A 24,049-nucleotide genomic window follows, 5' to 3' on the forward strand; every position below is an offset into this window, starting at 1 on the left:
CGCGGAAGCCCGGCGGCGCGCCGGCATCATCCCAGCCGCGGCGGCGGCAGGTCGGGCCGCACCCCCAGCCCTTCGCGCAGCGGCCCGGTCGCCCAACGCAAGCGCGGCCCCAAAGACCCGGCCGGGGTCGTCAGACCGGCGCCCGGCAAGCCGACGACCATGGGCGCGCAGGCCATTCCGGCGCAGCAGGGTTGCGTCGCGTGATGCGTCCGGCCCGGCGCGGGGCGGCCGTGATCCATTCCGCCCGAATCGACGGCAGGCGACACGCCATGCGCCGCGACGGCGGCCGGCGCGTCATGCGGACAGGCGGCAGAGGCATCCCCCGACCACAGCAGCAGGCCGAGCATCGCGAGAACCAACGCTCCCGCGACCCCACTCAGCCTCCGCATCCAGTCGGCGACGCGCATCGGCACCGCACCGCTCCCGCTTGTTGTCAGCCTTTTCAGATAGGCCCTAGGCCGAAGCCGGTCAACCGCCTCCGACCGCCGGACAGGGCATCTACCCATTCAGTCCTAGGCGTTTTCCCGAGCATGGAACTGCAACACACCGCCCCTATATTGGCCGTCACCCGAAACCAAGAAAACACTCCCGAGATGTCCGCCTCCGCCCGTCCGGCCACCCTCCCGCACACCGCAACCCGCCCGCTGCATTGCGCCTGCTGCGGCCGTCCCTTCGTCCGCCCGTCCACGCGGGGGCCGGCGCCGCTCTATTGCTCGGTGGATTGCCAGAAGCAGATGCGCGTCCGCACGCGGGTGTGGAGCGGGCGCGACGACGGCCCCTTCGGCCTGCGCCGCGCGTCTTAGCGGTTTCAGCGAATCTCGACGGTCGCGCTGTCGCTGCGGCCGTCGGCATCCAGCACGGTGACCCGCACCACCCCCGGCCCGTCCGGACGCCACACCACGTCGCGCGCAATCGGTGACTGGGCGATGCGCCGCCCGTCGATCAGCCAGGACAGCGGGCGCCGCCCACCGGCGGCGGTCAGGGTCATCGGCTCTCCCTTGCCATCCGGCCCCAGCGCCTCCAGCACCATGTCGCTGACCGGGAAGGTCAGGCGCAGCCGGTCGGTCTGGCGCGGTCCGGCCAGCTCGACCTCCCCCGGCCGCAGGTGGCGCAGCAGCTCCGGCGGCGCCTCGTTCCTGACCGGACCGGCGGGATGGCCGCGCTCGGCCGGCAGCCGGTCGAAGACCTCGAACAGCAGCGGGGCGGCGGTGTTGCGGCCGTAATGGTCGGGGCTGGGCGTGCCGTCCGGCCGCCCGACCCACACGCCGACGGTATAGCGCCCGGTGACGCCGAAGGCCCAGGCGTCGCGGAAGCCGTAACTGGTGCCGGTCTTCAGCGCCACCGGCCCACTGCCGCGCAACTCCTGCGCCTGCACCACCCCCGGCGGCGGCGGCGAGCCTTCCAGAATGGCGCGGACCTGCTGCGCCGCGGTGGCCGACAGCAGCCGCTGCTCCGCCCCACCCGGCTCGTCCAGCCTGGCGCGCAAGGGCGCCACCAGCCCGTCGCGCGACAGCCCGCTGTACAGCGTCGTCATGTCCCACAGGCTGATCGACGCCCCGCCCAGCGCCACCGGCAGCCCCGGCAGCGTCGTGCCGCCCGGCAGCACCAGCCGGGCACCGGCCTTGCGCAGGGCTTCGGCGAAGCGCAGCGGCCCGACGCGGTCGAGCACCAGCACCGCCGGCACGTTCAGCGAGCGCTGCAACGCCTCCATCACCGTCAGGTCGCCGGTGAAGCTGCGGTCGAAATTGCGCGGCGCCCAGTCGCCGAAGCGGGTGGAGACATCGGCGATCTGGGTCAGCGGGTGGATGATGCCGTCGTCGAAGCCCAGCCCATAGATGAAGGGCTTCAGCGCCGATCCGGGCGAGCGCACCGCCCGCACCATGTCGATGGGTCCCTGCCGCGTCTCGTCCAGCGCGTTGGGGCTGCCGAGATAGGCAAGGACCGAGCGGTCGCGGTTGTCGACCACCAGCACCGCCAGCCCGGCCTGCGGGTTCAGCGTCTCCGCCGTCCGCCGGCCCAGCGCCTCGACGGCCTGTTGCAGGGTGCCGTCGATGGTGGTGGCGATCTCCGCCCGTCCGGGGTTGGCTCGGCGCAGCCGGTCGGCCAGATGCGGGGCCGAGGCCGGCAGGGGCAGGCGGGCCGAGGGAACGGGCAAGGTCTTGGCTTCGGCCACCACCTTGGGCGACAGCGCGCCCGATTCCGCCACCCGGTCCAGCACCTTGTCGCGCGCCGCCTGCGCCCGCTCCGGAAAGCGGTCGGGACGCAGGCGGGAGGGCGATTGCGGCAGCGAGACCAGCAGCGCCGCCTCCGCCGCGTCCAGCTCGGCCGGCGCCTTGCCCAGCAGCATCAGCGAGGCGGCGCGGATGCCCTCGATGTTCCCGCCATAGGGGGCGAGCGTCAGGTACATGCCGAGGATGTCGCGCTTGCCGTAGCGCCATTCCAACTGCGCCGCCCGCGCCGCCTCGATCAGCTTGGCGGTGAAGGTGCGTGGCCGCGGCTCCAGCAGGCGGGCGACCTGCATGGTGATGGTGGAGGCGCCGGAGACCACCCGCCCCGCCCCCAGATTCTGCCCCGCCGCGCGCAGCACCGCCAGCGGATCGACGCCGGCATGGCTTTCGAAGCGCCGGTCCTCATAGGCCAGCAGCAGCTCGACGAACAGCGGCGAGACATCGTCCACCGTCGCCGGCAGCCGCCACGCGCCGGCCCCATTGGTGAAGACGCGCAGCGGCTGGCCCTTGCGGTCGGTGACCGTCACCGACAGGTCGGCCAACCGGTCCAGCGGCGGCGGGAACAGCCGGTCGAGCAGCAGCGCCGTCCCCATCAGGACGGCGACGCCGGCCACCGCCACCCCCGCCCGCCTTCCCCAAACGTTACGCACCCAAGCCGGCGCCAATCGTCACTCCGCCGGACGGACGGTGATCCGCCCGGTGGTCTGGCGGGCGAAGAAGCGCGGCTTGTACATGTCCTCCACCGTCGCCCCCGGCAGCTCGTAGGTGCCGGGGGTGATGGCGCGGACGACGAAGGCCAGCTTGAAGGTCTGCTGGTCCTCCGTCAGGTCCACCGCGGCGACATAGCGGTCGTCGCGCGCCTCGGTCGTGCGGGTGTAGCTGAGGTCGCCCAGCCACGCCATCTCCTCCGGCGTGCCGCCGCCCAGCTTGGCGTTCTCGATCTCCCAGCCGGCGGGCAGCGCATGGGTCACCATGCCCTGGTGGAACAGCTTGGTGTTGGCCTCGCCCTCCAGCACGACGACGAACACGTCGTTCTGCTTGATGCTGTCGAGGTTCAGCACCTCGCCCTTGCGGGTGAAGAAGTTGCGCTTGATGCGCAGCCCCTCGCGCGCCGCCGGCTGCGGCGCCACCGGCACGCCGGACAGCGACACCGCCTGCCACACCGCCGCCTTGCCGGCATTGGCGACCGGGATGCCGGCCTTCAGCTGGGCCAGCGTCGGGGTCAGGTCGACCCGCGCGCCGTCCTTCTTCGCACCGCCCAGCGTCATCTCCGCCTTGGCCGGCGCGCCGCGCAGCAGCGCGTCGGCGGCCAGCACCGACCACGCCTTTTCCTGCGTGTTGGTGCGGTTGGCGGCGGTGGCGGAGGCCGGCAGACGGTCGATCAGCGCCGGGATGCGGGTGCCGGCCATGTTGACCTCGGTCATCAGCGCCACCAGCGCCGCGGAGTCGCGGACGGTGGAGCCGTAATCGACATGCCATTCCTCGCGCGCCAGATGGCCGACCGCGCTGTCGAAGGCGCTGGCCGCCCGCTCCTGGTCGCCCATGCGGGCGAGCGCTGCGCCCAGCTGCCCCTTGGCGAGCGGCGTCGGCAGCTTCTCCAGCGCGGTGTCGTGCAGGTAGCGCGCCGGACCCGGCAGCGACACGCCGGCCAGCGCCAGCGTGTGCAGGGCATAGGCGCGCACCGCCAGATCCCCCGGCTCCGACGCGCTGGCGATGGCACGCTGGCGCAGCCAGTTCAGGGCGTCGGTCAAGGGCTTGTCGGGAACCGCCTCGCCCTTCTGCTTGGCGCGGACGAGGAACTCGGCGGCGTAGGCGGTCAGCCAGCCGTCGGCCTCGTCATTCGCCCCCCACAGGCCGAAGGCGCCGTCGAAGCGCTGCTTGTCCAGCGTGCGGGAGATCGCCTGCTGGACCCGTGCCTCCAGCCCGTCGTCGGGCTTGCGATCCTTGCCCAGCGCCAGCTCGACGTCGCGCACCACCAGCAGCGGCAGCGCGCGGCTGACCGTCTGCTCCAGGCAGCCGAACGGGTAGCGGTCGAGCGCCCGCAGGATGCCGGCGACATCGAAGGGCGGTGCGGTGGTGAAGCTGGCCGACCAGCTGGTGGTTCCCGGCAGATAGGTGGCGAGCTCGGCCCCGTCGAAGCGGACGCTCTCGCCGGGCGCGATCTGGCGGGTGACGAACTGCGTCTCGACCGAGCGGGCCGGGCGGACGGTGATGCCATAGTCATGGTTCAGCGCCAGATTCTCCGGCCCCTTCACCGCCACGGCGACATGGCCGATGCCGGCGGCGACGCCCTTCAGCGGCACCACCAGCGTCTTGCGCTCGCCCTTCGCCAGCGGAACCGACAGGGTGCCGCCCTCAACCGCCACCGCGTCCTGGGCGGTGACGGCGACCTCATAGGTGCCGGCCGCCGCCTCGACATTGTGGAGCGACAGGGTGACGCGGCTGTCGTCGCCGGGGGCAAGGAAGCGCGGCAGGATGGCGTCGGCGACCAGCGGGTCGCGCACCGTCACCGGACCGGCGGCGGAACCGACGCGGCCGCGGCTGTAGGCGACCGCCATCAGCCGAAGCTCGCCGTTGAAGTCCGGCACGTCGAAGCCGATGCGGGCGGTGCCGTCGGCACCGACCTTCACCGGCCCGTGGAACAGGGAAACCACGGTGAAGGGCACCACCGGCAGCCCGGCGCCGCTCGAATCGCCGCCCTGGCGCATGGCGCCATAGGGGCCGTCGAGCGGATCGATCAGCCGGCCGTAATCGTCGCGGATGTCCAGCCCGAGCCGGCGCTTGCCGAAATAATGCTTCTCCGGCTGCGGGCTGGCGAAATCGGTCAGGCGCAGGATGCCCTCGTCCACCGCGGCCAGCGTGACGTAGGTGTCGGTCATCGACCCGCCATCGGCGGCGGCGACCTTCACCCCGACCTCCAGCCGGCTGCGCGGGCGCATCACCTGCGGGGCGTCGAGCGCCACGGTCATCGTGCGCACCGACGGATCGACGCCGACCCAGGCGACGCCCATGGCGCGCACCGGCTGACGCTCGCGGCCCTTGACCGGCGGGCGGTAGGCGGTGGCGGTGACATAGGCGCCCGGACCCCAGGCGGCATCGACCGGGATCTCCACTGTCGCTCCTTCGGCCGGAACCGGGATGGTGCGCACGTCGAAGATGCGGTCGGTCGCCACCGTCACCAGCAGTTCGCCGGCGAAGGGCGGCGCCACGCGGATGCGGGCGGTCTCGCCCGGCTTATAGGACTGCCTGTCGGTCGAGACCTCCAGCTTGTCCGGGATGTCGGCGGTCTCGTCGCCGCTCGCCCAGCCGGAATAGAAGCGGTAGGAGCTGGCGACGCCGGCCGCCTTGTCCGTCACCTCCAGCCGGTAGCGGCCGAAGTCGCGCTTGCCGAGCGCCACCAGCGCCGGCTTGTCGGCGGCGACGTCGACGCTGCCCGAGGCCAGCGGGATGTCGCGCACCGTGGCGTTGTAGCTGTAGCGGCCGTCGCGGCGGAACCAGACGAAGGACACCCGTTCCTCGACCAGTTCCCACTTGATGCCGGGCTTGGCGACGGCACTGCCGTCCGGCGCAACGGCGACGAGGTCGAAGGCGGCCTCACCACCCTCGCCGACGCGCCCGTCGGAGAAGCGCGGGCGCAGGCCGAGCGCATGGGTCTTGGGCCGCACCGGCACGCTGACCGACTTGTGGACCGGACGCCCGCCCGGCTCCGACAGGGTGACGCGGATGTCGGCGCGCAGCGGCTTGCTGGTGTCCGGCACCTCCGGCAGGGTCACGGCGATGTGCGACACGCCCTGCTCGTCGGTGGTCGGGAACTCCAGCGGGTCGAGCCGCTCGGTCGGATTGTCCTGCACGCGGCCGAAGCGATAGTCCTTGAAGGCCGGATAGGGCATCGGGTCGGTCTTCAGCGCCACCTCGGCGGTGCCGTCCAGGCCGGCGGCCGGCGGGCCATAGAGGAAGCGGCCCTGCGCCGTCACCTCGAAGGGCTGGCCCGGCACCAGGATCGGCGCGCTGGCGGTCACGTCGAGCGCCAGCTTGATCGGCACGAAATCCTCGACCTGGAAGGAGCCGCGGCCGATCGGCTCGCCCTTCGGGTCGCTGTAGACCTGCACCTCCCAACCGCCGAGCGGCGCGGTGCGGGTCAGGGTCAGCGGCAGGAAGAAGCCGCCGGCCTCCTGGCCCTTCAGGGCGCCGCTGTAATATTCGGTGCCGCTGGGACGCAGGACCTTCACCGTCAGCGGGAAGTTGTCGACCGCCTCGGTCTTGTCGTCGCGCAGCAGGATCGACAGGTTCACCGTCTCGCCCTGGCGGTAGACGCCGCGGTCGGCATAGACGAAGGCGTCCATCGGTCCCGGCGCCGGACGCCCGCCGACCCCGCGGTCGCTGAGGTCGAAGGCGGCGCCGGTCAGATCCTGCATGGCGAAATCGGTGCCGAGATAGGCCATCGCCATCTCGGGCGCGTTGCCGCCGGTCTTCAACAGGCCGGGGGCGAAGCGGGCGCGGCCGAACTCGTCGGTCTTGGTGCGGGCCAGTTCGGTGTTGTTGCGGGCGACCAGGGCGACATCCACCCCCGGCAGCGGCTTGGCCGTGCCGAAGGAGCGGGCGAAGACGGTCAGCCCGTCGGCGCCGCGGAAGCTGGTCAGGCCGATGTCGGACAGCAGGACCCACTGGGTCGCCAGCGCCTCCCAGCGGTCGGACTCCTCCACGTCATGCGGGCGGGCGGTGACGACATAGAGGCCGGCCTTGGGATCGTCGCCGACGGCCTGACGGAACGGGATCGCCGCGGTGGTGTCGCGGTTGCGCTCCCCCTTCACCTCCAGCGAGCCGGACCACACCAGCTCGCCGTTCTCCTGGGCGAGCCGGTCGGCGGAGTAGCTGGTCAGCTCGTTGAAGATGTTGCCTTCATACTTGTTGGAGACCAGGGCGCGGTCGGCGATGCGGTAGACCGACACGTCGAGCCGGTCGGTGTTGACGCTGACCACCGGGATGCCGTCGGCGCCCTTGCGCGGCAGGATGTAGGCGGAGCCGCGGAAGGCCGCCATCGACGGCCGGTCAGGCACGCGCACGCGCTGGGTCTCGTCGGCCTTCAGGTTCACGCCGTCCTCGCCGGGCAGCCCCTGGCGCAGGGTGACGGTGTAGCCGGAGCCATGGGTGACGCCGCGCAGGCACAGGCTGTTGTCGCGCGTCTCGATGGCGGTCTTGGTCGGCGGCTCCACCCGGATATAGTCGTCGAAGCGCACGCCCTGCTTGCTGCTCAGCCGGTCGCTGAACTGGAAGCAGACGCGCGGGCTGCTGCCCTCCGCATTGACGGTGACGCCGCTCAGCGCCAGCCCGGCCTTGCGGCGGAGCGCGACGATGCGCTCCTCCAGCTTCGGCACCTGGGTGTCGAGGGTCGCCGCCTCCATCTTCGGCGCGATCTCCTGGATCGACCTCAACGCCTTGACCGCCTCGTCCGGCTTGCCGAAGGCCTCGTCCATCAGGGTGGCGATGCGCCAGAGGATGGCGACCCGCTCCTCGTCCTTCGGGTTGAACTGGCCGGCCATCACGGCGCTTTGCAGCGCGCGGTCCCGGTTGGGCGGGGTGGCGGCCTGCCAGACGGCGCTCAGCTCCAGCCAGACCGACGGGGAGCCGCCGCCCTGGGTAATCGTCTTCTCGTAGGCCTGGATGGCGCCGGCGATGTCCTTGCGGTCGCGGGCGGCGCGCGCCTGCTTCAGCAGGTCGGCGATCACCTGCGGCTTCGGCTGCGGCGGCGATTTCAGCAGCAGCCCGTTGGCATAGGCGGAAGCGTCGGAGAGGGCGCCGGGCGGCGTATAGTCGGCACGGACCGGGCCGGCCGTCATCGCCATCACCACCAGAACCCAAAGCAGCGTCAACAGCCGTGCCATCATGTCGCCTTACAACCGGAAGCGGGATCGCCCGGTTATAGCGCCGATAACCCGGTCATGGCGATATGGCGAACCGCCGATGCACCGTTCGGCTGTATGGGTACCACCACGCTTGTCGAGGACGGCGCTTCCACCGGCACTTGTCCGCTGGCCGAGGATCGGATAACGATCGAACGCTTTCGGGCTCTCTGGCGAACGGAAACCGATGCTGGCTTATTGCCGCAGGCTGCAGGAACGGTGGGGGCTGGCGCTTGCACTCGCGCTGAGCCTCAGCCTGTTCGTTCGCCTTGCCGCACCCTATGCCGGCGCCGCCGACCGCGACGGCTATGTCGCGATCTGCACCGGCAGCGAGCTGGTCTATCTGCCGGCGGACCATGACGGGCTGCCGCTGCCGGACGGCGGGCAGAGCGAGAAGCCCGACCTGCCGCCGCTCCATTTGCCCTGTAGCTGGCTCGGACAGTTTCTCGTCCTGCTGCCGGCGTTGCAGATGCTGGTCCTGCCGGCGATGCCGCTGCTGCCGGCGGAGGTGCCGGAGCCCGTACAGCCGCACCGCCCCAAGCCGCTCAAGCCCTTCCAGTCGCAAGCCCCGCCATCCGGCCGTCATCCGACGCACTGAGCCGCCCGCCTGCCGGGCGAACCCGCATCGCGACGACCGACTGGACAATTCATGACGCAAACTCTGCAAGGCGGGGCCATCGGCTCTGCCCTTTACCGTGCGCTGTGGCGCTGGCACTTCTTCGCCGGGCTGATCTGCGCGCCCATCGTCATCCTGCTCTGCGTGACCGGCGCCCTCTATCTGTTCAAGGACGAGATCAACGACGGGCTGCACCGCGACCTGCGCCTCGTGGCTCCGCAGGCGACCGGGCGGCTGGCTCCGTCCGCCCTGGTCGCCAGGGCGCTGGAGGCGCATCCCGGCACGCTCAAGGGGTACGGCGCTCCCGCCGCACCCGACCGTCCCGCCGAAGTGAAGATCGTGGGATCCGACGGGCTGAAGGACGTCGTCTATGTCGATCCCTATGACGGCCGCGTGCTGGGCAGCCTGTGGGACGGCGGCTTCGCGGGATCGCCCACCATGTATGTCGTGCGCAAGCTGCACAGCCTGCAATATGCCGGCTGGTTCGCGGAGCGCGTCGTCGAGGGGGTGGCCGGCTGGATGGTGCTGATGACCGCGTCCGGCCTCTATCTCTGGTGGCCGCGCGATCAGCGGAAGGGCGGGGTCGTCACCGTGCGCGGACGGCCGGGCAAGCGCGTGTTCTGGCGCGACCTGCATGCCGTCACCGGACTCTTCGTCAGTGTCTTCATCGTCTTCCTGGCGATGACCGGACTGCCCTGGTCGGGCTATTGGGGCAAGCAGTTCTACAGAGCGGCCTATGCGGTCGGCATGGGCATGCCGGACGGATATTGGGACAAGTACCCGGTCTCGACCGTCCCGCTGAAGGACACCATCGACCGTGCCCCCTGGATCGTGGAAAACCAGCCGGTGCCGCTGTCGACGGCGGCGGCCGGGGTTCCCGCCAAGCTGGACGATGTCGTGCGGACGGTGGAGGCGCTGGGCATGGCGCCGGGCTATGCCATCGCTTTCCCGTCCAGGCCGGACGGCGTCTTCACCGCCTCCGTCTATCCCGACGACGTCAGCCGGGAACGGGTGGTCCATCTCGACCAGTACAGCGGCACGGTGCTGTTCGACATGCAGCTGAAGGATCTGGGCCTGTTCGGCCGGCTGGCGGAATGGGGGGTCGGCATCCATATGGGCCAGGCCTTCGGGCTGGCGAACCAGCTGGTGCTGCTCGCCGCACTGGTGGCGATGGTGGGGCTGACGCTGTCGGGCGTCGTGATGTGGTGGAAGCGCCGCCCGGCCGGCGGCCTGGGCGCGCCACGCCTGCCCGCCGGGCAGGCCGTGCCGAAGGGGCTGATCCTGATCGCGGTTGCCGGCGGCCTGTTCTTCCCGATGGTCGGGCTTTCGATGCTCGCCTTCGCCGCCATCGAATTGGCCGGTTACGGGACCCGCGCCCTGCGGACGGCCTGAGACCGGTTCGTCAGCTGGAAGCCGGCGCCTGCCCGGCGTCCAGCGCGCTGCGCACGAACGCCCGTTCGGCGATGCTGCGGTAGCGGTCGCGGTGCCGCAGCAGATGGAAGGGCCGGGCCGGCAGGTCCAGCCCGTCCAGCGCCACGATCCTGCCCGCCGCCAGATCCTCGGCGACGATCAGGTCGGAGAGCACGCTGGCTCCGACGCCGGCCAGCAGGGCCGCCCGGATCACCCCGCCGCCGGGCAGCGTCATCGCCACATCGAGCGCGTCGGGGGCCAGCCCCACCCCGCGCATCGCCGCCTCAAACAGCGCGCGGGTGCCGGAGCCGGGTTCGCGCTGGATCCAGCGTCCGGCCGCCATCTCCTCCCGCCCGACCCGGCCCAGCCCGGCCCAGGGATGGCCGGCGCCGACCACCAGCCGCAGCCGGTCGCCCTCGATCGGTTCGCTGACCAGCGCCGAATCGGCCACGGCTCCCTCGGCGATGCCCAGTTCGGCGCGGCCGTCGCGCACCGCCTCGGCCACCTGTTCGGTGTTGCCGATGGACAGATCGACCCGGATGCCGGGATAGGCCTCGGCGAAGCGCAGCAGCCGCGGCGCCAGCCAGTGGTTGCCGACGGTCTGGCTCGCCGCCAGACGCAGCGCGCCGCGCGACAGGCCGGACAGCTCGGCCAGCATCGTGCCGGCCTCCTCGACCTTCGCCAGGATGGCGCGGGCCTGGGCGTGCAGCAGGTCGCCGGCGGCGGTCAGCTCGACCCGGCGGCCGATGCGGTCGAACAGGCGCAGGCCATGCTCCGCCTCCAGCGCGGCGATGGCGGCGCTGACCGCCGGCTGCGACAGGTGCAGAACCTCCGCCGCACGGGTGAAGTGCAGCATCTCCGCCACCGTGGCGAAGATGCGCAGCTGCTCCAGCGTCACGCGAACAGGCCGGTGAAGGGCAGGAAATCGACCAGATCGCCGGGCCGCACCGCCGTGGCCTCCGCCGGCATGTCGACCAGCCCGTCGGCCTCGACCATCGAGGTCAGCACGCCGGAGCTGTCGCTGGGGAACTTCACGGCGACCGGCCGGCCGTCGGCGCCGCGCTCCAGCCGGGCGCGCAGGAACTCGCGGCGGCCGGGCTTCTTGGTGAAGGTGAAGTCGGCGACCACCAGGCTGCGCGGCGTGGCGATGCCGCTGGCGCCCGACAGGCGCAGGACCAGCGGCCGGCCGACCAGCAGGAAGGTCACCATCGCCGACACCGGATTGCCGGGCAGCCCCAGGAAGGGCGTGTCGCCGACCCGGCCGAGCGCCAGCGGCTTGCCCGGCTTGATCGCCAGGGTCCACAGGTCGATGGAGCCCAGCGCATTGACCGCCGCCTTGACATGGTCCTCCTCGCCGATCGACACGCCGCCGCTGGTGACGATCAGGTCGGCGGTGCCGGCGGCCTCGGCCAGCGCGGCGCGGGTGGCGTCCGGCCGGTCGGGCAGGATGCCGAGGTCGCGCACCTCCACCCCCAGCGCGTCGAGCTGCGCGGCCAGCGTGTAGCGGTTGGCGTCATAGATGGCGTGGTCGGGCTTCGGCGTCCCCGGCTCGCGCAGTTCGTCGCCGGTGGAGAACAGCACCACGGTCAACCGCTTGCGCACCGTCAGGGCGGAGCGGCCGACCGCGGCGGCGAGCCCGACCTCCTGCGCGCGCAGGCGCTGGCCGGGTTGCAGCACCACGGCACCGGCGGTCATGTCCTCGCCCGCCAGCCGGATGTTGGAGCCGCGCTTCAGCGAGGCCGGGACCAGCACGGCGTCGCCGTCGGTCCGGCAATCCTCCTGCATCGCCACGGTGTCGACCCCGGCCGGGACCGGCGCGCCGGTGAAGATGCGCACCGCCTGCCCCGCCGCGACCGCGCCGCCGAACGTCGATCCGGCCGGAACCCGCCCGACGACGTCAAGCCGCCGGAAGCCCTCCCCCGCCTCGGCGGCGAAGGCCCAGCCGTCCATGGCCGAGACGTCGGCCGGCGGCACGTTGACCGGCGCCACCACCTCTTCCGCCAGAACGCGGCCGAGCGCGCGGCGCAGCGGCACCTCCTCCGTCCCGGTCACCGCGCCATAGCCCTGCGCGACGCGGGCGACCGCCTCGTCCAGCGACAGGGGAATGGGGCCGTGTGCGGAGCAATCGTCCATGATCTCGATGTCCTTGATGAAGAGGCCGGGATGAAGAGGCCGGGGATGAATGGGCCGGGGATGAGGTGGCCGCCCCGAGCGGCGGCGAGGCCGGCGCCTTTCCTATCGCCAACTGCAACCCGTGCCTTTGATCGGCGTCAAGGCTCTGTTTGGATATTCCTGTATTGCGGCGCCTCAGGCGGTCTCCGCCCGCAGCCAGTCGAGATAGGCCGGGTTGCCGCGCCCGACCGCCAGTTCAACGACGCAGGGCGTGTCGTAGCCGTGCAGTTCGCGCACCCGCGCCGTCAGGCGCTCGAACAGCGAGGCTCGGGTCTTGGCGATCAGCACCGCCTCGTCGGCCTGCTCCACCGCACCGTTCCAGCGATAGACGGAGGTCATGCCGTCCAGCACGTTGGCGCAGGCGGCCAGCCGCTCCTCCACCAGACTGCGGCCGAGGCGCAGGGCCTCCTCCTTCGAGCCGGCGGTGATATAGGCGAAGACGAGGCCGTCCCCATCGGGATCGGGGCTGGTTTCCGGCATGGGGAAAGCTCCCTCCTTTTCGATGCACCTGCCTCGCGCTTTCGCGTAGGATGCCCGCACTTTGCCACAGCCCCCGCCGGGGCCGGCGATTTTCCTGTCCGTTCCCGTATCCGCAAGAGCAGCCCGTCCCATGGCAAAGCCCCGCCGTTCCCCGTCCCGCAGCGCCCCGTCCGACGTTCAGGGAGCATGGCTGCGCCGCGGTCTGGACCAGCCGGGCGGCAAGCTGCCGCTGTTCGACGAGCGCGGGCAGCGCGTGAAGAAGCCGACGGTGGAAGCTTGCCTGAAGGCGGGATGGGCAGAGCGCTGGTTCGACAATCCGCTGAAGCCGGACTGGCTGGTCTGCCGCCTGACGGAGGCCGGCCGCACCGCGCTGGGCGGGCATGACCACGGCGATGCCGCCCCGGCCGACGAGTCGGAGGCCGATGTGCGGCAGGGTGCGCTGATTTAAGGGGCTGCTTGAGCGGAGCTACTGCGCGGCCTGCGCGATGCCGTTCACGCGCGTGATCCGCAGCTGGCGGTCGACCTCGGCCTGGAGTTGGCGCGGGGTCACCGGCTTGTGCAGGATCGCCACGCCATGGGCCGAGGCGTCGGCCAGCGTGTCGGCGCCGGTCTCCCCGGTCAGGATCAGGGCCGGGACGTCGGCGCCGTAGCGTGCGCGCACCCGGCGGATCACCTCGGTGCCGACCCGCCCCTCGCGCAGCCGGTAATCGGCGATGACGATGTCCGGCACCCGTCCCAGCGACTCCAGCCGGTCCATCGCCCGGTCGGCGCTGTCGGCGGCGACGACGCGAAACCCCCATTCGGTCAACACCGTCTGCAAGCCGAGCAGCACCACCGCGTCGTCATCGACCACCACGGCAAGGCGCGGGCGGTCGATGGAAGGCGGCCGCTCCGGCCCCCCTGCCCGGCCGGCGAGGAAACGGGCCGGCGCCAGCGGCACCAGGACGCGGAAGGCGGAGCCCTGCCCATGCACCGACCGCACCTCGACCGGATGGTCGAGCAGCTGCGACAGCCGCCGCACGATGGCCAGCCCGAGCCCGAGCCCGCGCAGGCGGTCGCGCTCCGGATTGCCGACCTGATGGAATTCCTCGAAGATGCGGTCGAGATGTTCGGGCGGGATGCCGATGCCGGTGTCCTGCACCTCGATGGCCAGCCGGTCGCCGTCCGGCCCGGCATCGATGCGGCAGCGGATGCGGATCGCCCCCGCCTCGGTGTAGCGCAGCGCATTGTCGACCAGATTGCGCAGCAGCTGCATCAGCAGCCCGCGGTCGCTGCGCAGCACCGCCTCGCAGCTCTCCACCCGCCAGACCAGCCCCTTGGCGGTCGCCTGCTCGCCATAGGCGGCGTCGAGCGCGTCCGTCAGCTCGCTGACCTCGAAGGTGTCGAGGACCGGCGTCACCACCCCCGCCTCCAGCCGCGACACCTCCAGCAGCCCGTCCAGCAGGCCCTTCATGGTGTCGAGCCCCTGGTCGAGCCGGGACAGCAGGTCGCGGCCGCTATGGTCGCCGACATGGCGGGCAAGGGCTGCGGACAGGAAGAACAGGGCCTGGAGCGGCTGGCGGAGGTCGTGGCTGGCGGCGGCGAGGAACTTCGACTTGGCGAGATTCGCGCGCTCGGCTTCCTCCCGGGCGGCATCGCGCTCCGCTTCCAGCGACTGAAGGCGATGAATGAGACTCATGCTTCGACCACGGCTCTCAACGGAGGATGATGGGGTTCCCGAAGGCGCCCCGTTTCCATTTTCGAACAGAACCGGGGGTAATGTTAAAATGCATTAACCATAATCATGCTGCAGCGCGCAACCCTTCCCAGGCATATGCGTCGCATGGGCAGGGTCCATGAAGAAAAGGTTAATGCAGGTTCATATGCGAAAGCCCCGGCATTTTCCGGGGCTTTCCGCATTCGGGACTCGATTGGCCGCCTCGCGTCAGACGCTGTGGGCAAACCTTTCGATATCCGGTCTTTCCGACAATCGAGACCGCGCCGGAAGCCGCCTCAGACGCTGCGGCGGACGGCCATATGGATTTCGCCGCGAGTCAGTCCGATGTCGGACAGTTCGGCGTCGGACATGTGGTTCAGCTCACTTTCAGCACGGTAAAGTTCAATCCGTTCGTTGATCCAATGAACGACACGCTGGAAGAGGGTGTTTTCCTTTGTTCCGGCCGCAAACAATTCACCGGACGAAGACTGCATCGAAGAGTAGGCCATGTTGATCTCCTGCGCTTGGCGCTGATTACATGGTCCTATTTTGCCTTTCGCACCCGCGAAATCAACGGACAACCCTCTGCGGTCCTGCGGCGGCAGACCTGCGCGGATTCGATGGGCTGGAAACGCCTGTGGAACGCACGCTTCGCCACACCGCGATCAGGCACTGCCAGCGGCGAACCGCGGAACTCCGTTCCCGCAATACTCCCGGCCGATGGAAGTTCTCCGAAATTATGGATGGTATGTTGGTATTATTTCTACTTTAGAGGAATAGTCCAATGTCGATCATCCGCAATAAGAAACCTTCGAGTGTATTTTTCGCTGGGATGCTTGCCCTTCCCCTCCTGGCCACATCGGTCATGGGATCGGCCTGGGCGGCCTCGCCCAAGCCGGCAACGCCCAATCCCCAACCGCCGGCCGCCCCCGCCTGCACGACGTCCGACCCGACGACGGTCTGGACCGACAACACGAAATCGACCGCAGCCCTCTGCGGCAGCCAGGGGACGGGGAGCATCACCTCCTATCTCGGCATTCCCTATGTGGCGAACCAACCGGTGCCGCCGAACCGCTGGACGCCCAGCGCACCGGCAAGCTGGCCGCCCGCGCCCGCCATGCAGGCGGTGAACGTGCAAAATCAATGCATCCAGAAGCTGCCGGCCTGGGACGCCCAGCCGCCGGCGACCGGTGAGGATTGCCTGTACCTGAATGTCTGGGCGCCGACGGCCTCGCTGAACAACCCGGCGGCCAAGCTGCCGGTGATGGTCTTCATCCATGGCGGCGCCTTCATCACCGGCTCGGGAGGTTCGCCGGTCTACAATGGGTCGGCGCTGGCGCAGAACGGCGTCATCGTGGTCACGCTGAACTACCGGCTGGGCGCGCTGGGCTTCATGGCGGCGCAGGTGCCGGCGACCGGCAAGAAGGATGCGCCGACCGTCGACATCAACGGCAATTTCGGCCTCGACGACCAGCGCAACGCCCTGCTCTGGGTGCAGTCCAACATCGCCCGCTTCGGCGGCGATCCGACGCAGGTCACGCTGTTCGGCGAAAGCGCCGGCGCGATGTCCACCGGGCTGCATCTCTTCGCCTCTCCGGCCAGCGCTCCGCTGTTCCGGGCGGCGATCATGGAAAGCAACCCCATCGGATCGCTGTATCGCACCCTGGCCGACACCCAGAATCAGGGCACCAACTTCATCCATTGGCTGTGCACCAAGACGCTCCATCTGCTGAGCTGTCCGGGCAACATGGAATGGTTGCAGAGCCTGTCGGCCGACACCATCCAGAAGGCGCAGGCCGACTTCCTCAATCTGGGCATCGGCAACGGCAACGGCGGCGGCGGTCCCGTTCCGGCGGCCGGGGCGCTGGCGGACTCCCTGCCCTGGGCGCCGACCATCGACGGCAAGGACGTCGTCGCCCAGCCGATCGCCGGCTTCGCCACCGGCATGCCGCAGAAGCCCTTCCTGTTCGGCGTCAATGCCGATGAAGGCGCCGTCTTCGCCGCGATGATCGCCGCCGGAATCCCCGGCCCCTATCTGCCGGCGGAATACAACAAGATCCTGGCCAAGGCGATCCCGGACACCACCGCGCGGACGGCAATCGCCGCCTACCAGAACAGTGCCGGCCAGAAGCCCTATGTGGCGCCGGCCGCCAACCCGCCGACCTATTACGGCCTGGACAAGATCACCAACGGAACGGCGCAGACGACCGATCTGCTGATCGACGACTTCGCCTTCCACTGCGCGAATCTGTGGACGGCCGGACAGGCCTACAACCAGATCGCCAGCGCCAAGGGCACCTCGCCGATCTATGGCTATCTGTTCGGCCAGCAGCCGATCTTCGACCTCTACAAGTCCTCGTCGGGCCAGCCGGTCGCGGCCTGCGCGCCGAGCAACGGCAATGTCTGCCATGCCAACGAGCTGCCCTACGTGTTCAGCACGCTGGGCATCCTGTTCGCCAACCCGCCCCAGGCGGACGCCATCCTGGCCGGCACGATGAGTTCGACCTGGGCAAGTTTCGCCAAGAACCCGGCGGCCCCGGCCGGACTGACCGCCTATACCCCCACCGGCGTTCTGAACGTCTTCAACAGCCGGACGTCATCGACGACGACGCCGGTCTCCGGCATGGACCAGGCCGGCAACTGCTCGGCCCTGTGGAACACGCTGGGCGTCTATCCGGCGGCGGCGCAGACGACCGCCAGCAGCAAGCCGTAACCGTCCCACTGGAAGACGGCAAAGAGAAGGGSGCGCGGGAGAAGTCCCGCGCGCCCCTGTCCATGGCATCCGGCCCCGAACGGGACCGGCGGCAAACCGCTTACTTCACGCTGACCTTGCGCGACAGGTTGTGGTGTGCCTCGATGTAGCGGACCGTGCCCGACTTGGAGCGCATGATGACCGAGTGGGTATAGGCACCGCCCGGAACGCGGCGGACACCCTTCAGCATGGCGCCGTCGGTGACGCCGGTGGCGGCGAACATGACGTTGCCGCGCGCCAGCTCGTGCAGGCTGTACTTCTTGTCGAGGTCGGTGACGCCCCACTTGGCGGCGCGGGCCTTCTCGTCGTCGTTGCGGAACAGCAGACGGCCCTGGAACTGACCGCCGATGCAGCGCAGCGCCGCCGCGGCCAGCACGCCTTCCGGCGCGCCGCCGGAGCCGACATACATGTCGACGCCGGTGCCGGCCTGGCTGGTGGCGATGACGCCCGACACGTCGCCGTCGTTGATCAGCATGATGCGGGCGCCGGCTTCACGGACGCGGGCGATCAGCTCGGCATGGCGCGGGCGGTTCAGAATGCAGACCAGCAGCTCCTGCACCTCGGTGCCCTTGGCGGCGGCCAGCGCCTTCAGGTTGTTGGCCGGGGTCTCGTCCAGATCGACGACATTGTCCGGCAGGCCGGCGCCGACGGCGATCTTGTCCATGTAGACGTCGGGGGCGTTCAGGAAGCCGCCCTCCTCCGCCATGGCGATCACGGCCAGCGAGTTCGGGCCGCCGGTGGCGCAGATGGTGGTGCCTTCCAGCGGGTCGAGCGCGATGTCGACCTTCGGGCCGGAGCCGATGCCGGCGCCGACCTTCTCGCCGATGTAGAGCATCGGGGCCTCGTCGCGCTCACCCTCGCCGATCACGACGGTGCCGTCGATGTAGAGCGTGTTGAGCGCCTGGCGCATGGCGTCGACCGCGGCCTGGTCGGCCAGCTTCTCGTCGCCGCGACCCATCAGCAGCGAGGCCGACAGGGCGGCGGCCTCGGTCACGCGGACGGCCTCCAGTGCGAGGTTGCGGTCCATGTGGGACAGGTCGACATGCGTAGACGGCGTAGACATCGTGTGCTCCCCCCGACTCTTCGGTCGTATCAGGCTGTGTATTGGTTATGGTGGGAAACGGTCCTGGTCAGAACTGCCCTGGTCAGAACTGCTCGATCCGGATCATCCGCGGCGGCTCCAGCACGCTGTCGCTGGCCGCGATGGTCGCAAGCGCGCGCTGCATGGCCGCCTCGTCGGTGTCATGGGTGGTCAGGACCACCGGAACGCCTTCGCCCGGCGAGCGGCCGCGTTGCAGGAACTGCTCCATGGAGACGTTCTGGTCGCGCATCGCCGCTGCGATATCCGCTATCACACCGGGACGGTCCACGACCATCAGGCGGACGTAGTACGACCCGCGGCGCGCTTCCATCGGCGAGGGGGTTGCCGCCCCCAGCCGATCGGCCGGAACGCCGAAGGTGGGCGTAGACCGCCCGCGCGCGATGTCGATCAGGTCGGCGACCACCGCCGACGCGGTCGGGCCGGCGCCGGCACCGCGGCCGACGAACAGCACACGGTCGGCGAAGTCGGCCTGCGCCACCACGGCGTTGAACACGCCGTCCACCGACGCGATGGGGGCGGCTACCGGCACCATGCAGGGATGGACGCGCTGCTCGACACCGGCCTCGGTGCGCCGCGCGATGCCCAGCAGCTTGATGCGGAAGCCCAACTGGTCGGCATAGTCGAAATCGACCGCCGACACCTGCCGGATGCCCTCGACATAGACCGCGGAGAAATCGACCGGCGTGCCGAAGGCGACCGACGCCAGGATCGCCAGCTTGTGCGCGGCATCGATGCCGTCGATGTCGAAGCTGGGATCGGCCTCGGCATATCCCAGAGCCTGGGCGTCGGCCAGCACGTCGGCGAAGTCGCGGCCGGTGGTCCGCATCTCCGTCAGGATGTAGTTGCAGGTGCCGTTCAGGATGCCGTGGATTTCCGACACGGCATTGCCGGCCAGACCCTCGCGCAGACCCTTGATGATCGGGATGCCGCCGGCCACCGCCGCCTCGAAGGCGACGGTCAAGCCACGCGATTCGGCCTTCTGGGCGATCTCGGTGCCATGGACGGCCAGCAGCGCCTTGTTGGCGGTGACCACATGCTTGCCGGTCTCCAGCGCCGTGGCGACGGTGTCGCGCGCCGGGCCTTCCGACCCGCCGATCAGCTCCACCACCAGATCGGCGCCGGATTGGGCGGCCATCGCGACGGGATCGTCGAACCACTGGACGCGCGACAGATCTACGCCGCGGTCCTTGCCCTTCGAGCGCGCGCTGACCGCGACCACCTCGATCCGGCGGCCGCAGCGCTGTTCGATCAGCGAGCCTTGCGTTTCCAGCAGCTTCAGGACGCCGGCACCGACCGTACCAAGGCCGGCGACGGCGATTTTCAGGGGGGCTTGCTGGGCGTTCGGCATCAGGCTTTCGCTTTCTCGGATTCCAGAAGGGCGGCGCGGGCCACCGGGTCCTCGCTCGCCGCAACGCCGCCGGCGTTGGAGCGGAAGAACTCCTTGATGTTGCGGGTCGCCTGGCGGATGCGGTGGACGTTCTCCACCATCGCCAGCCGGACATGGCCGTCGCCGTATTCGCCGAAGCCGATGCCGGGCGCCACCGCGACCTCCGCCTGCTGGAGCAGCAGCTTGGAGAATTCCAGCGAGCCCAGATGGGCGAACTGCGGCGGGATCGGCGCCCAGGCGAACATCGACGCCTTCGGGCTGGGAACCTCCCAGCCGGCGGCGGCCAGACCCTCGATCATCACGTCGCGGCGCTGCTTGTACATGTCGCGCACCTGCTGCACGCAGTCCTGCGGACCGTTCAGCGCGGCGGCGGCGGCGACCTGGATCGGCGTGAAGGCGCCGTAGTCGAGGTATGACTTGATGCGGGCCAGCGCGGTGATCAGCGTCTTGTTGCCGGTGGCGAAGCCGATGCGCCAGCCGGCCATCGAATAGGTCTTCGACATCGAGGTGAATTCGACGGCGATCTCGCGCGCTTCCGGGATCTCGAGGATCGAGGGCGGCGGGTCGTTGTCGAAGAAGATCTCGGCATAGGCCAGATCGGACAGGATGTAGATGCCGTGCTTGCGGCAGAACTCGACGATCGGACGGTAGAAGTCCAGCCCGACCACCTCGGCCGTCGGGTTCGACGGGTAGTTCAGCACCAGCGCCAGCGGCTTCGGCACGCTGTGGCGTACCGCGCGCTCCAGCATGATCATGAAGCTGTCGATGTCGGTCGACGCCCCGTTCTCCATGCCCACCGGCAGGTGGCGCACCGAGGCGCCGGCCAGGATGAAGCCGAACGGATGGATCGGGTACGAGGGATTCGGCACCAGGATGATGTCGCCGGGGCTGGTGATCGCCTGGGCGAGGTTCGCCAGACCTTCCTTCGAGCCGATGGTGACGATGCACTCGGTCTCGGGATCGACGTCGACGTTGAAGCGGCGCTTGTAATAGGCGGCATGGGCCTTGCGCAGGCCGGGGATGCCGCGGGAGTTCGAGTAGCGGTGCGTCTTCGGATCGCGCACGGCCTCGACCAGCTTGTCGACGATGTGCTGCGGGGTCGCCTGGTCGGGGTTGCCCATGCCGAGGTCGACGATGTCGGCGCCGTTGGCCCTAGCTCGCGCCTTCATCGCGTTCACTTCGGCGAAGACGTAGGGCGGCAGGCGCTTGATGCGATGGAATTCGGTGTTGGACATGGACGCTCCGGAAGACCGCTCCGGTCACGCCACGAACCCAAGAGACCTGCGGACCGGGACTGACGTTCTACCGCCCTGACGCGACGGAAGCGAGGCAAATTTCGCGCCCCGACCGTCGGATTCAGCGCTTTGGCCGCGACGGCCCCATGAGCGCCGGTTGATGGAGTGGCTTAACAATCTCCCTACCAACGTCGTGGTTAAACCTAACTGTGCTTTAACCCATTAGCTTTCATACCTTCGGCTTGGAACTTTCGTCGCCATGCCGCAACGGTCAAGGATGTTGGAGTCGTAAGATGGTTTCGCTTTTGAAGGTCGCGGATCGGCTGCTCGGCGACATGCGCTTCGCGCGCAAGATGGCGCTGGCGCTGTCGGTCCCGATGGCGGGCGTGGTCGTGCTGTCGTCGCTGCTGGTGTGGGAACAGGTCGAAGCGAGCCGCCGGGCGTCCGATCTCGCCTCCGTCACCCGGCTGTCGGTGGGCATGACCAGCCTCGTGCACGAGCTTCAGAAGGAACGCGGCTCCTCCTCCATCTTCCTCGGCGGCAAGCTCGCCGAAGACCGCGGACGCATGGAGACGGTGCGGACCGCCGCCGACGCCCGGATGGCCGACCTGAACCGGCAATTCGCCGAGGCCCGGATCGGCGACCCGCGGGTTGCCGCGGCGATCGGCGGCGCCCGCGACGCACTGTCGCAGCTGTCCGGCCTGCGCACCGGCGTCGACGGCATGGCGCAATCCTCGATGGAGGTGGTGGCGAGCTACACCGCCATGATCCGCAGGCTGCTCGACGCCGCCGGGCAGGCCCGGTCCCTGTCCGACGGCAGCGACCAGCTGCGCGCCGCCGACGCCCTGGTCTCCCTGTCGGAGGCGAAGGAGCGGCTGGGCCAGCAGCGTGCGGTCGGCGGCGGCGCCTTCCGCAAGGACCGTTTCCCCATCGACGCGCATGAACGCTTCATCGAGCTGTCGGGCGAATACAAGGCGCTGATGGGCGGGCTGAAGAACAAGCTGACGGCCGAGCAGGCCGGCCATTTCGACCGGACCTTCGCCGGACCGGCCATCGCGGAGGTGGAGCGGATGCGGCGGATCGGCATCGCATCGGCCTATGGGGCCGAGGGCGAGCGGGTCGATGCCGGCAAGTGGTTCGACACCATCACCATCGCCATCGACATGCTGCGCAGCGTCGAAACCCGCGTGGCCGACGACCTGATCGGGCTCGCCAACCGCGATGCGCAGGAGTCGATGACCCGGCTGGTCGGCATGGCCGCCGGACTGGCGATCCTGCTGATCGCCATGACGCTGATCGCCGTCCTGGTCGCCCGCAACATCACCCGGCCCATCGCCCGCCTGAACGGCGACATGGCGCGGCTGGAAGCGGGAGAGCGCGACCTGACCATTCATGGCGCCGAACGCGCCGACGAGCTGGGCGCCATGGCGCGCAGCCTCGACCAGTTCCGTCTCAGCCTCGCCGAGGCCGACCGGCTGGCCGCGGAGCAACGGCAGCACCAGGAGGACCGGCTGCGCGAGGCCGAGCGGCTGGAGCGGCTGGTCGATGCGTTCGACCGCCACATCGAAAAGGTCGCCGAACAGCTGGCGGGGGCGGCCACCGGCCTGCGCGGCAATGCCCAGCAGATGAGCCACATCGCCTCGGAGACCGAAGTCCATGTCCTCTCCGTCGCCCGCGCGTCCGAAGGGGCATCCGACAATGTCCAGGCCGTCGCCGCCGCGGCGGAGCAGTTGACCGCCTCCATCGCCGAGATCGGACGCCAGATGGCGGGCTCGACCGAGATGGCGGAGCGGGCAGTCGGCGACGTCCGGCGCACCGCCGACGTCATCGCCGATCTCAGCGGCGCCGCCCAGCAGGTGGGCGAGATCGTGCGGATGATCACCGACATCGCCAGCCAGACCAACCTGCTGGCCTTGAACGCCACCATCGAGGCGGCACGGGCCGGCGAGGCCGGCAAGGGCTTCGCGGTGGTGGCGCAGGAGGTGAAGAACCTCGCCAACCAGACCGCCAAGGCGACCGAGGACATCACCGCCAAGGTGGCCGAAATCCAGGCGGCGACCGGCCACACCGTCAGCGCCATCGACGACATCGGCAGCATCGTCACCCACATCGAGGAAAACATCTCCGCGGTCGCCGCCGCGGTGGAGGAGCAGAACGCCGCCACCGCGGAGATCGGCCGCAACGTCCGGCAGGCCGCCGACGGCACCGATCAGGTGTCGCACAACGCCTCCCTCGTCGGCACCGAGGCCGGCCGCGCCGGCGCCATGGCGAAGGAGGTGCTGTCGATGGCCGACGCGCTGAAGCGGAACGCGGACGGGCTGCGCAGCGACGTCGCCGACTTCATTGGGAAGATCCGGGCGGCGTGAGGGGATTGGGGAGGGGCATGGCGGTCGCCGCTTTCCACCCAAGAGGGAGGCATGTATCCTGGCGGCAGTCCGTTTTCTCTCCTGGAGAGTCCCGCGATGCCCGTTTCGCCGACCCCGCCGGCACGCCCCTCCAAAGTGACGGCCACAATTCCGGCGGAGGAACTGCCGCGAGCGATCACGGCCGCCCTCCCCGTCCGCCCGCCGGCCGGAACCCGCTTCCGGGTGACCATCGAACCGGTCGATGAGAGTGAAGAGGAGCGCCGGCAGTCTTTGAAGGACGACGTCGCTGTCGGACTGGAGGACGCGGATGCAGGGCGGACGACGGACGGCGAGATGCTGTTCGAACGTCTGATCGCCAAATATGCCAAGGCGGGAGAACCCGGACAGGGTTGATCGGCAGCAATGGCACGGCTGGATTTCACCGCCGCCGCGGATGCCGATCTTGAGAGCATCGGCGACTACATCGCCCAGGCCAATCCGCTGGCAGCCATCCGCATGGTGTTGGATATCCGGGATCATTGCAGAAAGATCGCGTCGATGCCTGCCATCGGCCGAAGCCGTCCAGAGTTGGGCGTTGGTTTGCGCAGCCTGTCCGTTTCACCTTACCTGATCATATACAAAGCCGCGGAAGCAGACCGAGTGATCGTGGTCCGCATCGTCCACGGTGCGCGCGACCTGCCGCAGGTGATGAGGGAATAGCCTCCC

The 24,049-nt window shown here is 69.8% G+C and carries 19 protein-coding genes; 8 read left to right on the forward strand and 11 right to left on the reverse strand.

Annotated features, from left to right (window positions below):
- Positions 1 to 26: 26 nt before the first annotated feature.
- Positions 27 to 407, reverse strand: a complete 381-nt coding sequence (locus tag VH569_RS10205; protein WP_423315242.1) for a hypothetical protein — start codon at positions 405 to 407, stop codon at positions 27 to 29.
- A 186-nt stretch (positions 408 to 593) separates the two neighbouring features.
- Here VH569_RS10205 and VH569_RS10210 point away from each other — a divergent pair, with 186 nt between their 5' ends.
- Positions 594 to 803 carry a hypothetical protein gene (locus VH569_RS10210; protein ID WP_423315243.1) on the forward strand — a complete coding sequence of 70 codons (210 nt, stop codon included), beginning with the start codon at positions 594 to 596 and terminating at the stop codon, positions 801 to 803.
- Positions 804 to 808: 5 nt separating this feature from the next.
- Here the strand turns inward: VH569_RS10210 and pbpC are convergent, their stop codons facing one another.
- Together pbpC and VH569_RS10220 are read right to left on the reverse strand one after the other, a co-directional pair.
- Positions 809 to 2,878: a penicillin-binding protein 1C gene (gene pbpC / locus VH569_RS10215; RefSeq protein ID WP_423315244.1), complete on the reverse strand. Its 2,070-nt coding sequence runs from the start codon at positions 2,876 to 2,878 to the stop codon at positions 809 to 811.
- A gap of 18 nt (positions 2,879 to 2,896) precedes the next feature.
- The gene (locus VH569_RS10220; protein WP_423315245.1) at positions 2,897 to 8,113 is read right to left on the reverse strand and encodes an MG2 domain-containing protein; all 5,217 of its coding nucleotides are present in this window, start codon (positions 8,111 to 8,113) and stop codon (positions 2,897 to 2,899) included.
- Positions 8,114 to 8,315: 202 nt separating this feature from the next.
- Between VH569_RS10220 and VH569_RS10225 the strand changes: the two genes are divergently transcribed.
- The gene (locus VH569_RS10225; protein ID WP_423315246.1) at positions 8,316 to 8,726 is read left to right on the forward strand and encodes a hypothetical protein; all 411 of its coding nucleotides are present in this window, start codon (positions 8,316 to 8,318) and stop codon (positions 8,724 to 8,726) included.
- A gap of 51 nt (positions 8,727 to 8,777) precedes the next feature.
- Complete coding sequence (locus VH569_RS10230) at positions 8,778 to 10,136, forward strand: PepSY-associated TM helix domain-containing protein (protein ID WP_423315247.1); 1,359 nt, start codon at positions 8,778 to 8,780, stop codon at positions 10,134 to 10,136.
- A 10-nt stretch (positions 10,137 to 10,146) separates the two neighbouring features.
- On the opposite strand, the gene VH569_RS10235 is transcribed toward VH569_RS10230, so the two are convergent.
- The 3 genes from VH569_RS10235 to cutA all read right to left on the reverse strand — a co-directional run bounded on the left by VH569_RS10235 (position 10,147) and on the right by cutA (position 12,806).
- Positions 10,147 to 11,052, reverse strand: a complete 906-nt coding sequence (locus tag VH569_RS10235) for a LysR substrate-binding domain-containing protein (RefSeq protein ID WP_423315248.1) — start codon at positions 11,050 to 11,052, stop codon at positions 10,147 to 10,149.
- Positions 11,049 to 12,287 carry a gephyrin-like molybdotransferase Glp gene (glp, locus tag VH569_RS10240; protein ID WP_423315249.1) on the reverse strand — a complete coding sequence of 413 codons (1,239 nt, stop codon included), beginning with the start codon at positions 12,285 to 12,287 and terminating at the stop codon, positions 11,049 to 11,051. The genes VH569_RS10235 and glp overlap by 4 nt, the downstream gene beginning before the upstream one ends.
- Positions 12,288 to 12,461: 174 nt before the next feature.
- The gene (cutA, locus tag VH569_RS10245) at positions 12,462 to 12,806 is read right to left on the reverse strand and encodes a divalent-cation tolerance protein CutA (RefSeq protein WP_423315250.1); all 345 of its coding nucleotides are present in this window, start codon (positions 12,804 to 12,806) and stop codon (positions 12,462 to 12,464) included.
- 130 nt (positions 12,807 to 12,936) lie between these two features.
- Between cutA and VH569_RS10250 the strand changes: the two genes are divergently transcribed.
- Positions 12,937 to 13,254 (forward strand): hypothetical protein, encoded by a 318-nt coding sequence (locus VH569_RS10250; RefSeq protein WP_423315251.1) that lies wholly within the window; start codon positions 12,937 to 12,939, stop codon positions 13,252 to 13,254.
- A gap of 18 nt (positions 13,255 to 13,272) precedes the next feature.
- Here the strand turns inward: VH569_RS10250 and VH569_RS10255 are convergent, their stop codons facing one another.
- Both VH569_RS10255 and VH569_RS10260 read right to left on the reverse strand, forming a co-directional pair.
- Complete coding sequence (locus VH569_RS10255; RefSeq protein WP_423315252.1) at positions 13,273 to 14,484, reverse strand: hybrid sensor histidine kinase/response regulator; 1,212 nt, start codon at positions 14,482 to 14,484, stop codon at positions 13,273 to 13,275.
- Positions 14,485 to 14,798: 314 nt separating this feature from the next.
- Positions 14,799 to 15,011 carry a DUF1127 domain-containing protein gene (locus VH569_RS10260; protein ID WP_423315253.1) on the reverse strand — a complete coding sequence of 71 codons (213 nt, stop codon included), beginning with the start codon at positions 15,009 to 15,011 and terminating at the stop codon, positions 14,799 to 14,801.
- 356 nt (positions 15,012 to 15,367) lie between these two features.
- Between VH569_RS10260 and VH569_RS10265 the strand changes: the two genes are divergently transcribed.
- The gene (locus VH569_RS10265) at positions 15,368 to 17,215 is read left to right on the forward strand and encodes a carboxylesterase family protein (protein WP_423315254.1); all 1,848 of its coding nucleotides are present in this window, start codon (positions 15,368 to 15,370) and stop codon (positions 17,213 to 17,215) included.
- A gap of 100 nt (positions 17,216 to 17,315) precedes the next feature.
- Here the strand turns inward: VH569_RS10265 and glpX are convergent, their stop codons facing one another.
- From glpX to VH569_RS10280, 3 genes are all read right to left on the reverse strand, one after another.
- Complete coding sequence (gene glpX, locus VH569_RS10270; RefSeq protein ID WP_174471837.1) at positions 17,316 to 18,317, reverse strand: class II fructose-bisphosphatase; 1,002 nt, start codon at positions 18,315 to 18,317, stop codon at positions 17,316 to 17,318.
- An 82-nt stretch (positions 18,318 to 18,399) separates the two neighbouring features.
- On the reverse strand, positions 18,400 to 19,704 hold the full coding sequence (locus tag VH569_RS10275; RefSeq protein WP_423315255.1) for a homoserine dehydrogenase: 1,305 nt from the start codon (positions 19,702 to 19,704) through the stop codon (positions 18,400 to 18,402).
- Positions 19,704 to 20,978: an LL-diaminopimelate aminotransferase gene (locus VH569_RS10280; protein WP_423315256.1), complete on the reverse strand. Its 1,275-nt coding sequence runs from the start codon at positions 20,976 to 20,978 to the stop codon at positions 19,704 to 19,706. Before VH569_RS10280 ends, VH569_RS10275 begins: the two co-directional genes overlap by 1 nt.
- Positions 20,979 to 21,271: 293 nt before the next feature.
- Between VH569_RS10280 and VH569_RS10285 the strand changes: the two genes are divergently transcribed.
- From VH569_RS10285 to VH569_RS10295, 3 genes are all read left to right on the forward strand, one after another.
- Positions 21,272 to 23,344 carry a methyl-accepting chemotaxis protein gene (locus VH569_RS10285; protein WP_423315257.1) on the forward strand — a complete coding sequence of 691 codons (2,073 nt, stop codon included), beginning with the start codon at positions 21,272 to 21,274 and terminating at the stop codon, positions 23,342 to 23,344.
- Between the two features lie 96 nt (positions 23,345 to 23,440).
- Positions 23,441 to 23,737, forward strand: coding sequence for a hypothetical protein (locus VH569_RS10290; protein WP_423315258.1), 297 nt, complete (start codon positions 23,441 to 23,443; stop codon positions 23,735 to 23,737).
- A 9-nt stretch (positions 23,738 to 23,746) separates the two neighbouring features.
- Positions 23,747 to 24,043, forward strand: a complete 297-nt coding sequence (locus tag VH569_RS10295; protein WP_423315259.1) for a type II toxin-antitoxin system RelE/ParE family toxin — start codon at positions 23,747 to 23,749, stop codon at positions 24,041 to 24,043.
- Positions 24,044 to 24,049 lie beyond the last annotated feature (6 nt).

The sequence above is a fragment of the Azospirillum sp. 11R-A genome (assembly GCF_049472615.1).
Classification (GTDB): domain Bacteria; phylum Pseudomonadota; class Alphaproteobacteria; order Azospirillales; family Azospirillaceae; genus Azospirillum; species Azospirillum palustre.

Coding starts and splice junctions, on each gene's coding strand:
- VH569_RS10275 (WP_423315255.1), bottom strand. CDS start 19,704: ATGCCGAACGCCCAGCAAGCCCCCCTGAAAATCGCCGTCGCCGGCCTT.
- glp (WP_423315249.1), bottom strand. CDS start 12,287: ATGGACGATTGCTCCGCACACGGCCCCATTCCCCTGTCGCTGGACGAG.
- VH569_RS10230 (WP_423315247.1), top strand. CDS start 8,778: ATGACGCAAACTCTGCAAGGCGGGGCCATCGGCTCTGCCCTTTACCGT.
- VH569_RS10285 (WP_423315257.1), top strand. CDS start 21,272: ATGGTTTCGCTTTTGAAGGTCGCGGATCGGCTGCTCGGCGACATGCGC.
- VH569_RS10260 (WP_423315253.1), bottom strand. CDS start 15,011: ATGGCCTACTCTTCGATGCAGTCTTCGTCCGGTGAATTGTTTGCGGCC.
- VH569_RS10250 (WP_423315251.1), top strand. CDS start 12,937: ATGGCAAAGCCCCGCCGTTCCCCGTCCCGCAGCGCCCCGTCCGACGTT.
- VH569_RS10255 (WP_423315252.1), bottom strand. CDS start 14,484: ATGAGTCTCATTCATCGCCTTCAGTCGCTGGAAGCGGAGCGCGATGCC.
- VH569_RS10210 (WP_423315243.1), top strand. CDS start 594: ATGTCCGCCTCCGCCCGTCCGGCCACCCTCCCGCACACCGCAACCCGC.
- VH569_RS10265 (WP_423315254.1), top strand. CDS start 15,368: ATGGGATCGGCCTGGGCGGCCTCGCCCAAGCCGGCAACGCCCAATCCC.
- cutA (WP_423315250.1), bottom strand. CDS start 12,806: ATGCCGGAAACCAGCCCCGATCCCGATGGGGACGGCCTCGTCTTCGCC.
- VH569_RS10295 (WP_423315259.1), top strand. CDS start 23,747: ATGGCACGGCTGGATTTCACCGCCGCCGCGGATGCCGATCTTGAGAGC.
- VH569_RS10225 (WP_423315246.1), top strand. CDS start 8,316: ATGCTGGCTTATTGCCGCAGGCTGCAGGAACGGTGGGGGCTGGCGCTT.
- VH569_RS10290 (WP_423315258.1), top strand. CDS start 23,441: ATGCCCGTTTCGCCGACCCCGCCGGCACGCCCCTCCAAAGTGACGGCC.
- VH569_RS10205 (WP_423315242.1), bottom strand. CDS start 407: ATGCGCGTCGCCGACTGGATGCGGAGGCTGAGTGGGGTCGCGGGAGCG.
- glpX (WP_174471837.1), bottom strand. CDS start 18,317: ATGTCTACGCCGTCTACGCATGTCGACCTGTCCCACATGGACCGCAAC.
- VH569_RS10280 (WP_423315256.1), bottom strand. CDS start 20,978: ATGTCCAACACCGAATTCCATCGCATCAAGCGCCTGCCGCCCTACGTC.
- VH569_RS10220 (WP_423315245.1), bottom strand. CDS start 8,113: ATGATGGCACGGCTGTTGACGCTGCTTTGGGTTCTGGTGGTGATGGCG.